This is a genomic window from Streptomyces albiflavescens (assembly GCF_014645835.1).
Taxonomy (GTDB): Bacteria; Actinomycetota; Actinomycetes; order Streptomycetales; family Streptomycetaceae; genus Streptomyces; species Streptomyces albiflavescens.
The window spans coordinates 462,617-475,083 of sequence record NZ_BMMM01000001.1; the positions used below are offsets into that span (position 1 = coordinate 462,617).

Consider the following 12,467-nt stretch of genomic DNA (forward strand, 5'->3'; position numbering starts at 1 on the left):
TCGCCGGGCGCCACCACCTCGCGCGAGGAGGCAGGAGCGCCCGGCAGCAGACTGCCCGTCGGCCGGAATGCCTCTTCCGGCGTTCGAAGAACGGCGTCCGGCCGGAACCCGGTCACGCCGCAGCGCGGCGCTTCTCCCGCCCCTTGTGCAGGAAGCGCGACAATCGCGTCTGCGGCCAGGTGTTGATCACGTCGTCCTTGGTCAGCCAGCCACGCTGCGCCGTTCCCACGCCGTACCGCATGGCGGCCAGGTCGAGGACGGAGTGGGCGTCGCTGTCGATGGCGAACTTCACCCCGTGCCGCCTGGCCCGCAGGATGTCCTCGTCGCGCAGGTCGAGCCGCTCCGGATGGGCGTTGATCTCCAGGGCCGTGCCGGTACGCGCGCAGGCGGCGAAGACCGCGTCGAGATCGACGTCGATGGCCGGCCGCTTGCCGAGGATACGGGTGGTGGGGTGTCCGATGATGTTGACGTACGGGTTCTCGCAGGCACGTACGATGCGGCGGGTCAGTGCCGCGCGCCCCTGGTTGAAGTGCGAGTGAACCGAGGCCACGCACAGGTCGAAGCAGGCCAGGAACTCCTCCGGCCAGTCCACCTGGCCGTCGGGGTCGATGTTCAGCTCCACGCCGTGCAGCAGCCGCATGCCGCCGCGCCTGCCGTGTGTGCCGTACGTGCCGTCGAGCTCCTGTACGCGTTCGCGCTGGGCCAGCATCCGTTCGTCGGTCATCCGCTGCATCGACAGGTTCGGTCCGTGGTCGGTGATCGCGTAGTACGCGTAGCCGCGCTCGGCGGCCGTGGAGATCATCTCCTCGAGCGGGGCGAGGCCGTCGGTGAGGTTCGTGTGCGTGTGCAGGTCGCCCCGGAGGTCCGCCTCCGTCACCAGGTCGGGCAACTCGCCCCGCAGCCCGGCCTCGATCTCTCCGCGGTCCTCGCGCAGCGGTGGCGGGATCCACGGCAGGCCGAGCCGTGCGTACACCGCCTCCTCCGTCTCGGAAACGATCCTCTCCCCGCTCTCGACGTCGAACAGTCCGTACTCGGAGAGCTTGAGCCCCTGATGTACGGCGAGTTCCCGGGTGCGGATGTTGTGCGCCTTCGAGCCGGTGAAGTACTGCAGGGCCGCTCCCCAGGAGTCCGGCGGTACGACGCGCAGATCGACGGCCAGGCCCTTGGTGGTACGGACGGACGTCTTGGTCCCGCCCCGCGCGATGACCTCCGTGACGTACGGCAGCTCGGTGAACGCCCGCATGATCGGCGCCGATTCGTTCGCCGCGGCAAGGACGTCGATGTCGCCGATCGTCTCGCGGACGCGACGCAGCGACCCGGCGTACGTGCACCTCCGGCAGCCGGTCACCCGGGACAGTTCGGAGACGATGTCCTCGGCCAGGTCCATGGCGACGTCGAGCAGGGCCCGGTCTCCGGAGGACTTCAGGAGAGCGATGCCGTGGAGGATGTTCTCCTCCGTCCGGGGGCCGAAGCCCTTGAGATCGCGCAGCTTCTCTTCGTGGATGGCAACGACCAGCTCGTCGATCGAGGAGATGCCCAGCTCCTCGTACAGCGTCAGCGCCTTCTTCGGGCCGAGCGTGGGGATGGCCGTGAGGCGCCGGACACCGGAGGGGATTTTCGCCCGCAGTTCCTCGACCGCGGCCACGCTGCCGCTGCGGAAGTACTCGACGACCTTCTCAGCGATCGACTTTCCGACGCCGGGGATCTGCTGAAGGCCCTTGGCGTCGAGAGTGGAGACATCGGCGTGGTGGCCGCCGACCGCCCGGGCAGCCTTCTCATAGACACGTGCCTTGAACGCGTCTCCTCCGGTGATCGAGATCAGGTCCGCGTATTCGTGGAGCAGCGCGGCGACCTCGTCGTTGGACCGAGCCACACCTCCAGATTAGGCACGATTCACCCGAGGTGGTCCTCGCACCACTCCCTGGCCGCGTCGGCGACCTCCTCCAGTGCGCCGGGCTCCTCGAACAGGTGGGTGGCACCGGGCACCACGCGCAGCGAGTGCGCGACCCCCAACCGCCGGGCCGCCTCCTGGTTCAGCCGCAGCACCTCCTGGTCCCGGCCACCCACGATGAGCAGGACCGGGGCCTGTACCCGTGGCAGGGCATCGCCCGCCAGGTCCGGCCGGCCGCCCCGCGACACCACGGTCAGAACCCGGTCCGGCCGCTCCGCCGCGGCCACCAGAGCCGCTGCCGCTCCGGTGCTGGCGCCGAACAGGACCACGGGCAGACCCCTGGTGTCGGACTGCTCCTCCAGCCAGTCGATCACGGCAGCCACACGGCTTCCCAGGAGCGGGATGTTGAAGCGGTGCTCCCGCGTCCAGGCATCCTCGCGGTCCTCGCGTTCGGTGAGCAGGTCCATCAGCACGGTGCCGAGTCCGGCAGTGCGCAGGTGCTCGGCGACCATCCGGTTGCGGGGGCTGTGCCGGGAGCTGCCGCTGCCGTGCGCGAACAGCACCACCGCCCGGGCCGAGGCCGGCACCATGACATCACCCGCGAGCGACTCGCCGCCGACGGGCACCACGACCGACTGGGAGATCATGACCGTCGTCTTCTTCCTCGGGTCGTACGTTCCTGTGTCCGATGTTTTCGGTTCCTTCCCACCGCGTACCCCATACGCTGGATATCGATCGCTCAGGAGCGGACCGGACACTGCGCTGCCCGTCGTCGTATGCCCTGGCGCGTCACGGGTACCCGTGACGGCACAAGGGCACCACGGCTCAGGGCCGCCGGAGGTGGTGGGCATGGTCGGTGACATGGACGACGACATCCGGCTGCGGCGCCAGGGCGGCAGCGGCCACCGGGCGTTGCCGCACACAGCCGATATGCGGATCGAAGCATGGGGAGCGAGCCGGGAGCGCTGCCTGGTGGAGGCGGCGCGGGGGATGGTGGAGTGCTTCGCCGACGTCACGACGGCGCGGCCGACAGCCGTGGAGCACGTCCGGCTGGCGAAGGTCAGTGACGACGACCTGCTCGCCGCGCTGCTGGACGAAGTGATCTTCCGCCTCGAGGTGCACGGCACAGTGGCCGTCGACGTGGAGGCGGAGACGGTGGACGGCTGCCTCGACGTACGGCTGGCGTTGGCCGACCTGGCGGACGTGGAGATCATCGGCGCCGTGCCCAAGGGCGTCTCCTGGCACGAACTGCGCATCGGAGCCGACCCGTACGGCTGGTCGTGCGCGGTGACCGTCGACGTGTGAGGCGTCCGTCGGGAGACGTGTCAGGGGTGTCGGCCCGGCGACGTGTGAGGCGTGCGTTCGGCGTGTGAGGCGTGCATTCGGGCGGACGCGTGCTACAGGCGCGGGCGGACGCGTGCGACAGGCGCGTGCGACCGGGCGGGAGGGTATGCCCGCGCGGCGCGTGAGGGCGATGCCGCGCGGAGCGCGGAGGTCTCAGCCCTTCACCACGCCCAGCGGCACGAGCCGGGCGACCGTTCGGCACAGTCCCGCGCCCTCGCTCGCCGCCACCACAGCGCCTACGTCCTTGTACGCCTCCGGGGTCTCCTCCGACAGGCCGCGCAAGGACCGCGGGCGCACTGCGATGCCCTGCGCCTCCAGACGGGTCCGCAGCTCCTTCCCGCCGATCGCACGCGCGGCCTGGTGCCGGCTCATGACCCGGCCCGCGCCGTGGCAGGTGGAGAAGAACGCGTCACCGCCGGGAACGCCGGCCAGGACGTACGAGGCCGTGCCCATGGTTCCGGGGATCAGCACCGGCTGGCCCACCTCGCGCAGGTCCTCCGGAAGGTCGGGATGCCCGGGCGGGAAGGCGCGGGTGGCGCCTTTGCGGTGGACACACAGCAGGCGCGGCACTCCGGCCACCGGATGGGTCTCGATCTTGGCAAGGTTGTGGGACACGTCGTACACCAGCGAGAGGCGGGCGCCCGCCGTGCGGCGGAAGATCCGGCGTGCCGCATCCGACAGCAACTGTCGGTTGGCGCGACCGTAGTTGGCCGCGGCGGCCATGGCACCCAGGTAGGCCTGCCCCTCGGGCGATTCGACCGGAGTGCAGGCCAGCTGCCGGTCGGGGACGGTGATGCCATAACGGGACATGGCGCGATCCATCACCCGGACGTGATCGGTGCAGGTCTGGTGGCCGAGGCCGCGCGAACCGCAGTGGATCATCACGCACACCTGGCCGGCGGCGAGCCCGAACGCGGCGGCGGCCGTCTCGTCGTACACCTCGTCGACCTGCTGCACCTCCAGAAAGTGATTGCCGGAGCCCAGGCTGCCCACCTGCCCCAGCCCCCGCTCTCTCGCCCGCTCGCTCACCTGGCCCACGTCGGCGTCGGCGACCGCTCCGCCGTCCTCGCACCGCCCCAGGTCGCGCTCCTCGCCGTACCCCTCCGCCACGGCGTACTGGGAGCCGCCCCGCAGGATCCGCTCCAACTGCCTGGGCCCGATCGACCGCCACACCCCGCCGGGTCCCGCGCCACGCGGGATCGCCCGGTCCAGAGCGTCCATGACCGCGGGCAGCGCCGGCTCGAGCGCTTGCCGGTCCACGTCGGCGGCCAGCAGCCGTACCCCGCAGGAGATGTCGAAGCCGACTCCGCCGGGTGAGACGACACCGCCGTCGTCCACGTCGGTCGCGGCCACTCCCCCGATCGGGAAGCCGTAGCCCCAGTGGATGTCCGGCATGGCGTACGACGCGGCGACGATGCCCGGCAGCGTGGCCACATGGACCACCTGCTCCAGCGATTTCTCGGCGTCCCTGAGCAGTGCCCGGGACGCGAACACCACCCCGGGTACCCGCATCCGTCCCCGCCGGTCGATGCGGAAGCGGTGGGGACGTTCCTCGACCAGTTCCACGGCAGCCTCCCGTGCCGGCATCCCCCCGTGCTGCCGGGGTACCCCACGAGACACTTCCCTATCGCCCCGGCGCCCGGATCCTCGATACGACGGACGAGGTGTCGGCCGGTACGCGAGTTCTCGTCGCGGGGACGGCTCCTAGAGTGGAGACATGGCCGGCGGCGCGGTGACGCTGTTCGTCTGCGGTGATGTGATGCTCGGACGCGGTGTCGATCAGATCCTGGCGCGGCCCGGTGATCCCGCCCTGCGGGAGGACTACGTCCGGGACGCCCGGTCGTACGTGCGCATGGCGGAGTCGGTCAACGGCCCGATCCCGGCCCCGGTCGATCCGTCCTGGCCGTGGGGTGACGCGCTGCGGCTGCTGGACGCTGCCGCCCCGGACGTCCGGATCGTGAATCTGGAGACGGCCGTGACGCGCGACGACGCGTTCGCGCCCGGCAAGGCCGTCCACTACCGCATGCACCCGGCGAACCTGCCCGCTCTCGCGGTGATCCGGCCCGATGTCTGCGTCCTGGCCAACAACCACGTCCTGGACTTCGGCCGCGCGGGCCTGGAGGAGACGCTGGACTCGCTGGCCCGTGCGGGCCTGCGGACGGCGGGCGCGGGGCGGAACGCCGCCGAGGCGTGGGCGACCGTGGCGGTCCCCGTCCCCACCGGCGGCCGCGTGCTGGTCCTCGCCCTCGGGATGCCGTCCAGCGGCATCCCGCCCGACTGGGCGGCAAGCGACGATCTGCCCGGTGTCGCCTACGTTCCCGACCTGTCGGCGGGCTCAGCCGCAGCGGTGGTCCGGCGCGTGCGGCAGGTGAAGCGGACGGGCGACATCGCGGTCGTGTCCGTGCACTGGGGGTCCAACTGGGGCTATCGCGTTCCCCGGGAACAGATCCGCTTCGCACACGCCCTGGTGGACGGCGGCGTCGACATCGTCCACGGGCACTCCTCCCACCACCCGCGCCCCCTGGAGGTGTACCGCGACCGGCTGATCCTCCATGGCTGCGGCGACTTCGTCGACGACTACGAGGGCATCTCCGGCTACGAGGAGTTCCGCGACGACCTCCGGATCGCCTACCTCGTCACGGTGGCGGCGGACACGGGCCGTCTGACCGGTCTGCGCACGGTGCCACTGCAGGCCCGGCGCATGCGGCTCGAGCCGGCGCCGGACGAGGACCGTGCCTGGCTGCGCGCCACCCTCGACCGCATCAGCGACGGTGTGAGCATCACCCTGGAACCCGACGGCACGCTCTCGGCGGCACCTTCCACCACGCCACACGGCAAGGGAACCGGCCCGTGAACCGGTGACCGCGGCTCACGCCGCCCGGTGTCCCCGTGTGCCGCCACCCAGGCGCGATACGCCCCCGCTCACCGGCCGCTGTCCAGCGCGTCGAGCACATCGTCGTCCGTCAACTGCTCGAAGTCCTGGTACCACTCGCCGACGGCCATGAACGAGCTCGGCCGGTACAGGCAGACCACGTCGTCGGCCTCCTCCCGCATCCGGTCGACCCCTCTCGGCGAGCCGACGGGTACGGCCAGGACCACGCGCCCGGGTGCCTGGCGACGTACGGCACGCAGCGCGGCGCGCGCCGTCGAACCGGTCGCCAGTCCGTCGTCGACGAGGATCACGGTCTTGCCGCGCAGCTGTGGGGCAGGCCGGCCCTGCCGGTAGCGCTCCTCGCGGCGACGCAGTTCCTCGCGTTCCCGAGCGACCACCCCTGCGAGGGATTCCTCGGTCAGCCCCAGCCGGTCAAGGGCCCGCTTGTCGAAGAGGGGAGGGTCGTCGCCCGCGATCGCTCCGATGCCGTACTCCTCCTGGAACGGCGCCCCGATCTTGCGTACGACGAACACGTCCAGCGGGGCTTCCAGCGCCCGCGCGACCTCCCGGGCGACCGCGACCCCGCCACGGGGCAGGGCGAGGACCACCGGATCGGGAAGGGTGCCCTTCTCCTGCAGGACGCGCAGGTGTTCCCCCAGCTCCCGCCCTGCCTGCCCGCGGTCACGGAACTGCATTGCCTCCGCTCCCTCGCATCACGGGGATGCCGGTCGGCACCGTTCTCCTCGTCCGTCGCGAGTACCCCATGCGGCACCCTTCACACCATGTGCCGAGGGCCGCCCGTGACGGTGTCGACGCGGTCCGCGCCGGTTGCGCACAGCGGCTGGTCTTCACCTGGGGGCCCGATGGTGCACATGACCGGCCGGGTCCGGTCGTCATGAGGACGAGAGCACTGGGCATCAGGGACGTGTCACGACACGTCGGCGGCCGCAGGCAGATGTCGCGTTCCAGACCTGGGAACGCCGTCGACACCACCGCCGCCGTTAACGGCGCGCGGGCATGCGGCAGACATGCGCTGCTGCCTCTCCGCTCCCCTCGCCGCCCTGTCGTCCCTGCCCAGTCCCTGCGAAATCCTCCGCTCCGGTGCCCTCCTCGCCCCCGCCCTGCTGCGGGCCGCTGCCGATGCCCTGCACGACCCGGTACGCCGCAACCGTCCCCGTCACCCGGACACCCTCGCTGCCGTCAATCTGGAACTGGTCACTCTCACCGAGGACGGCGCCGTCATCACCTGGTACACCGGAGTGCCCGGCACCGGGGACGGTACGGGCCACATGCTCCCCGCGATCACGGAGGGTGAGGTCGTCTACGGCACCCATCCCGCCCGACTCAACCGCAGCGCGGCGGAGGACCGGCCCACCGCGCATCACCAGGTGGAGCTCACGGACCTGGAGCCGGGGCAGACCTACTACTACCGGGCCCAATCGCGGGGCGTGGCCGCGACGCCCACGCCGCTGCACCTGGTCCGCGGCAACGCCGTCGGCACCAACTTCCACGGTCTGGGCTCGAGCGGAGGTCCGTACTCCTTCACCACACCGCCGCCTCCGCCGGGGCGGCACCTGCTGTCGATCGCGCTCTGCAACGACCTGCACCTCGGGGAGACCACCGCGGGACTGATGGCGGGCGTACCCCTGATGCGCGGGGTGTCACAGGAGCCGGGGCGCGCGCCGTATCCGGAGGTCATGAGCCGGGCGCTGGTCGAGGAGGCCCGTCGGCGCGGAGCCGACCTGCTGCTGGCCGCGGGCGACATCTCGGCCGGTGGCTCGCCGCCGGACCTGGCCGAGGCCAAGCGGATCCTGGACGGTTTCGGCGCCCATGGCCGGGACTATTTCGTCGTCCGCGGGAACCACGACAGGCCTGGGCACAGCAACCACGGTTCCGTCGGGGACAGTTGCCAAGACGCCTTCCGGGAAGAGTTCCTCGGCGGCGAAGGTCCCGCGTACTTCGCCCGCGACCTCGGCGGTCTGCGTGTCGTCGGGCTGGACACCTACAGGAAGGACGGCAACGGCGCCGACTCCGGCGGACTCGGTGCCGAGCAACTGTCCTGGTTCCGGGGCCGGTTGAAGGAGCACAAGGACCAGCCCACTCTGGTGTTCGGCCACCATCCGCTGACCGTGCGGGACTCCGTGTTCCCCGTGACCGGCGGACAGCGTCTCGACCGCCGCGAGGCCCGCTCCGTCCTCGACGCCTATGCCGGGGCACCCGGCGTCTTCCTCTACCACGCCGGCCACACCCACCGCAACAAGCGCACGGTCCTGGCGCAGGCCCCGCACGTCACGATGCAGGAGGTCGGCGCCGCCAAGGAATATCCCGGCGGCTTCTGCCTGCTCCGGATCCACTCCGGTGGATTCGCTCTCAACCACTTCAAGTCCAGCGGCGTCCCGGCCCGCGAATGGGGCGAGCGCACCCGCCGGGTGGCGGCGGGGCTGTGGCCGCACCACGCCCTCGGCCGCTCGGTCGGCGACCGCAACAGCGTGAGCGCGCACGATCTGTCCGGCATCGCCCGCCCGGCCGAGCAGGGCCTCGCGTGTTCGCCGGTCGGTCGACCCTGACCGGGTGTGGGACGCCGTCCAAGCGGCGCCGCACACCCGGCGGGGGCTTGCTTCGTACCGATGAGTCGTACGGGAGTGCGGGGGGGCCTGCCGCCGGGAGCGCGGCCGGTCGCCGTTCCCGCTCAGCCGCTCACCCGCTCGACCGACGATCCCTCAGCCGAAGGCCTTGACGGCTTGGTAATACGTCCACGCCGTACCGTCGCAGGCACTCTTCGTCGCGCCGCTGTAGTTGGCGCAGACGCGCTTGAGGTCCTCGTACAAGGCACTGTCGAGGCGGGCCTTGTTGGCGCTGAAGGAGCCCGCCGCCTTGTAGTTGCGGTAGCCGAAGTCGTGACGGGCACAGGAGATGGCGAAGGGGAACCCGAACGGGTTGTCCGGCGAGGAGGAGCAGTAGTCGGTGGACCAGTCGAACTCGTACGTGGACCAGGCAGCCTGGTTCGCGCGGGCGGCGGCCCAGAGGTTGTAGCTCGACGCGCTGGTCTGGGTCCAGCTCGAGAGGACCTGGGGCTTGTCGGCGGGAACGGCGTCGGCGGCTGTGGCGGTGGCGGCGACGGTGATGAGCGCCAGGGTCGAGGCGGCAAGAGCGGTGGCGAGTCTGCGGTGCATCCCACACCTCCATGAGGCTGCGAACCGTCCGTCGGACCGCAGGTTCATGACAAGATGATCGGCACCTCGACAACTGCTTCACACCGCTTGTGTCCTAATGGTCCATTAACTCTTGGGTATGCCAGGAGATTTGAGACATCGGCCTCGCGACCCCGGCCCGGCAGCCGGGTCGGCGCCGACCGCGGGGCGGCGCCATTCACGGGTACGGCTGTGGCGCCATTCACGGGTACGGCTGCGGTGGCATTCGCGGGTACGGCTGTGGCGCCATTCGCGGGTTCGGCTGCGGTGGCAGACGCAGCAGCCGACGCCACAGTTCACTCCGCACGGGGACCGAGGGACGCCGCGCGTGGAACGCGGGGCAGACACCCTTCTCCGCGACGTGACACGTAACATCCGCCCCCGGGCGGGGCCGACCGCACAGCGCCGCGCGGCATCCGGTCCGCGGACGCCCTTCCCGTTGCGCTACGACGGATCGGGCGGCCTCGCGGGGCCACCGACGGTGACCTCACCACCGAGGCCACCGACACGCACCGCCGAGCGACAATGCGCCACGGCCCATAGGCTGGCATCAGGTCGCAGCGCGGCGCGATCCGCCGACGCTCCCCTTCGTGCGTGTCGCCGCCCCCCGCGGCACGTGCTTTCACCACATTCCGCATACCGTCGCATCGGCGGACTGGCGATTGGGGAGGTTCTCATGACTGCAGCCGTGGACCCGGACCGCTCGGAATGGGATGTCATCGTGCTCGGCGGCGCGGCCGCGGGTGAGAATGCCGCCCAGTACGCCAGCCAGTTCTCCGGCCTGTCCTCGGTGCTCGTGGAGAACAGTCTGCTCGGCGGCGAGTGCTCGTACTGGGCCTGCATGCCCAGCAAGGCGTTGCTCCGGCCGGTGGAGGTGGTGGACGCGGCCGCCCATCTGTCAGGAATCTCGACACGGCTGGACCCCGCCGAGGTACTCGCCCGGCGCGACCGTGTGATCAACGGGCTGGACGACACCTCTCAGGTGACATGGGCTCTGAACAACGCGATCGACGTGGTGCGCGGCCATGGGCGACTGGCCGGTGAACGCACGATCGCGGTGAGCCGGGCAGACGGTTCGACCAGGACCCTGACGGCCAGGCATGCCGTGGTCATCGACACCGGTTCCTGCCCAGCCGTACCGGATGTTCCGGGATTGCGTGAGGCACTGCCGTGGACCTCACGTGATGTGACCACGATGCGTGAAGTGCCGCGTCGGGTGGTCATCCTGGGCGGCGGTGTGGTCGCCTGCGAGGCCGCGACCTGGCTGCGTGGGCTGGGAGCCGCCGAGGTGACGATCGTCCATCGTGGCGAGCGGCTGCTCGCCCGGAACGAACCGTTCGCGGGGGCGCTCGTCGGTGCGGAGCTGAAGGAGGAAGGTGTGCGGCTGCAGACCGGACGCAGCATGTCCCATGTGCAGCGGTCCGACGCCCGTGACACGGGCCAGGGCCACGTACACGGCGGTGAGGTGCGGGTGACCCTCGACGACGGCACGGTCATCGTGGCCGACGAGGTCGTCGTGGCCACCGGGCGTACCCCCAACACCGACGACATCGGCTTGGAAACCATCGGCCTGTCCCCCGGTGGGTACCTCGACGTCGACGACCACCAGTGCGTGCGGGGGGCGACGGGCACCTGGCTGTACGCCATCGGCGACGTGTGCGGCCGTGCGCTCCTCACCCACATGGGCAAATACCAGGCGCGTATCGCCGGAGAGGTCATCGCGGCGCGAGCCGACGGTTCGGCCGACCTGCCGTCGGCCGCGGCAGGTCACATCGGGCTGCCCCAAGTCATCTTCACCACCCCCGAGGTCGGCAGCGCGGGCTCGACCGAGCAGCAGGCGCGCGAGGCGGGGATCGATGTCGAGGTCGTCGAGTACGACCTCGGCGCGCTCGCCGGAACCTACGTCATGCGCGCCGACTACCGCGGCCGGGCCAAACTGGTGATCGACCGAGCCAACGATCTGGTGGTGGGGGCGACGTTCGTCGGCGCCGGCATCGCCGAGCTCGTGCACTCGGCGACGACGGCGATCGTGGGACGCGTCCCCCTGTCCACCCTGTGGCATGTCGTGCCCAGCTATCCCACAGCCAGCGAGATCTGGCTCCGCCTCCTGGAGACGGTGCGCTCGCAGCGCCATGCGGCAAACGGCGGGTGAAACGCCGGTCGTCCGAAAGAGTCACTCCCGTACCTCGGGCCTCCGGCATCGGCAGTAGGCGCCGGTCTCGCAGGAAGTGCCAGTGGGACGAGTGCCTGACCAAGTGACGGAAACGGCAGTTGCGAGAACGGACGGATCACCTACTATTCGATCGGTTTCGACTCCTGCCCAGTTTTCGGGCGAACAACTCTTCTCTACGGGGACATATGTTCATACGTTCTGGCGCTGCCGCCCTGTCGGGCGCGCTGGCCCTGTCCGCCCTCGCCGTGACGACCGCCGACGCCGACGACGGTTCAGGGAACATCCAGGTCACCCAGGTCGTCGTCAACGACGGCAAGTCGGTCGTGGTCGGCGCCATCACGAAGAAGACGATCACGCTCAGCATCACCGTCAGTGACAACTCGGGGATCAAAGACGCCTACGGATGGCTCTACCACGGCTCGATCGACAACCCCGACGGCTTTGCGGGGCCCGGTTCCGAGGCGCCGCTGACCTGCACCCCTGTTCCCGGCAGCGTCACCGCCTCCACCTGCACCGCCAGCATCACCATCGACCCCAATGCGGCCCTCATCAACGCCAACGCCGGTACCTGGCACGTCTGGACTTCGGTGGACGCGAACGACTTCGACTTCGTCCAGAAGGACAGCGCGGGCACCTTCGTGATGAAGCGTGCCGCCAAGCTGACCGCAGATGCCTCCCCGGAGCCGGTGGCCGCGGGCACGACCATCACCATCAAGGGCGCCCTGACCCGCGCCAACTGGGGCAGCGGCGGCACCTACGGCGGCTACGCGGGCCATTCGGTGAAGCTGCAGTTCCGCAAGGCCGGCACCACTGCCTACACCACCGTGAAGACGGTCACCAGCGGTGTCGGCGGCGCTGTGAACGCCACCGCGACCGCCTCCGTGGACGGCTACTGGCGCTGGAGCTTCGCCGGAACCAGCACGACGGGATCGGCCAACGCCACTGGTGACTACGTCGACGTGACCGCGAAGTGACGCCGTACCGGGTCACCGGAGC

At 70.6% G+C, this 12,467-nt stretch carries 10 protein-coding genes; 5 read left to right on the forward strand and 5 right to left on the reverse strand.

Translation table 11 applies throughout. The features are described 5' to 3' along the window. Positions 1–112: 112 nt before the first annotated feature. Together polX and IEY95_RS01975 are read right to left on the reverse strand one after the other, a co-directional pair. Positions 113–1,873 carry a DNA polymerase/3'-5' exonuclease PolX gene (gene polX / locus IEY95_RS01970; RefSeq protein ID WP_189184041.1) on the reverse strand — a complete coding sequence of 587 codons (1,761 nt, stop codon included), beginning with the start codon at positions 1,871–1,873 and terminating at the stop codon, positions 113–115. Between the two features lie 20 nt (positions 1,874–1,893). Next, on the reverse strand, positions 1,894–2,538 hold the full coding sequence (locus tag IEY95_RS01975; RefSeq protein ID WP_189184042.1) for a dienelactone hydrolase family protein: 645 nt from the start codon (positions 2,536–2,538) through the stop codon (positions 1,894–1,896). A 202-nt stretch (positions 2,539–2,740) separates the two neighbouring features. On the opposite strand from IEY95_RS01975, the gene IEY95_RS01980 reads away from it, so the two are divergent. Beyond that, positions 2,741–3,196, forward strand: a complete 456-nt coding sequence (locus tag IEY95_RS01980; RefSeq protein WP_189184043.1) for an archease — start codon at positions 2,741–2,743, stop codon at positions 3,194–3,196. A gap of 192 nt (positions 3,197–3,388) precedes the next feature. Here the strand turns inward: IEY95_RS01980 and IEY95_RS01985 are convergent, their stop codons facing one another. Further along, a complete protein-coding gene (locus IEY95_RS01985; RefSeq protein ID WP_189184044.1) occupies positions 3,389–4,801 on the reverse strand; it encodes an RtcB family protein in 1,413 nt (470 codons plus the stop codon). 151 nt (positions 4,802–4,952) lie between these two features. On the opposite strand from IEY95_RS01985, the gene IEY95_RS01990 reads away from it, so the two are divergent. Continuing rightward, positions 4,953–6,089: a CapA family protein gene (locus IEY95_RS01990; protein WP_189184045.1), complete on the forward strand. Its 1,137-nt coding sequence runs from the start codon at positions 4,953–4,955 to the stop codon at positions 6,087–6,089. Positions 6,090–6,157: 68 nt separating this feature from the next. On the opposite strand, the gene IEY95_RS01995 is transcribed toward IEY95_RS01990, so the two are convergent. Further along, positions 6,158–6,802, reverse strand: coding sequence for a phosphoribosyltransferase (locus IEY95_RS01995; RefSeq protein ID WP_189184046.1), 645 nt, complete (start codon positions 6,800–6,802; stop codon positions 6,158–6,160). A gap of 333 nt (positions 6,803–7,135) precedes the next feature. On the opposite strand from IEY95_RS01995, the gene IEY95_RS02000 reads away from it, so the two are divergent. After that, positions 7,136–8,674, forward strand: coding sequence for a purple acid phosphatase family protein (locus tag IEY95_RS02000; protein ID WP_189184047.1), 1,539 nt, complete (start codon positions 7,136–7,138; stop codon positions 8,672–8,674). Positions 8,675–8,827: 153 nt separating this feature from the next. Here IEY95_RS02000 and IEY95_RS02005 read toward each other — a convergent pair whose 3' ends face one another. Next, on the reverse strand, positions 8,828–9,280 hold the full coding sequence (locus IEY95_RS02005) for a phospholipase (RefSeq protein WP_189184048.1): 453 nt from the start codon (positions 9,278–9,280) through the stop codon (positions 8,828–8,830). Positions 9,281–9,974: 694 nt separating this feature from the next. Here IEY95_RS02005 and IEY95_RS02010 point away from each other — a divergent pair. Together IEY95_RS02010 and IEY95_RS02015 are read left to right on the forward strand one after the other, a co-directional pair. Continuing rightward, positions 9,975–11,450, forward strand: a complete 1,476-nt coding sequence (locus IEY95_RS02010) for a dihydrolipoyl dehydrogenase family protein (RefSeq protein WP_189184049.1) — start codon at positions 9,975–9,977, stop codon at positions 11,448–11,450. A gap of 206 nt (positions 11,451–11,656) precedes the next feature. Further along, positions 11,657–12,445: a calcium-binding protein gene (locus IEY95_RS02015; RefSeq protein ID WP_189184050.1), complete on the forward strand. Its 789-nt coding sequence runs from the start codon at positions 11,657–11,659 to the stop codon at positions 12,443–12,445. Positions 12,446–12,467 lie beyond the last annotated feature (22 nt).

Coding starts and splice junctions, on each gene's coding strand:
- IEY95_RS01975 (WP_189184042.1), bottom strand. CDS start 2,538: ATGATCTCCCAGTCGGTCGTGGTGCCCGTCGGCGGCGAGTCGCTCGCG.
- IEY95_RS01980 (WP_189184043.1), top strand. CDS start 2,741: ATGGTCGGTGACATGGACGACGACATCCGGCTGCGGCGCCAGGGCGGC.
- IEY95_RS01990 (WP_189184045.1), top strand. CDS start 4,953: ATGGCCGGCGGCGCGGTGACGCTGTTCGTCTGCGGTGATGTGATGCTC.
- IEY95_RS01995 (WP_189184046.1), bottom strand. CDS start 6,802: ATGCAGTTCCGTGACCGCGGGCAGGCAGGGCGGGAGCTGGGGGAACAC.
- IEY95_RS02000 (WP_189184047.1), top strand. CDS start 7,136: ATGCGCTGCTGCCTCTCCGCTCCCCTCGCCGCCCTGTCGTCCCTGCCC.
- IEY95_RS02005 (WP_189184048.1), bottom strand. CDS start 9,280: ATGCACCGCAGACTCGCCACCGCTCTTGCCGCCTCGACCCTGGCGCTC.
- IEY95_RS02010 (WP_189184049.1), top strand. CDS start 9,975: ATGACTGCAGCCGTGGACCCGGACCGCTCGGAATGGGATGTCATCGTG.
- IEY95_RS02015 (WP_189184050.1), top strand. CDS start 11,657: ATGTTCATACGTTCTGGCGCTGCCGCCCTGTCGGGCGCGCTGGCCCTG.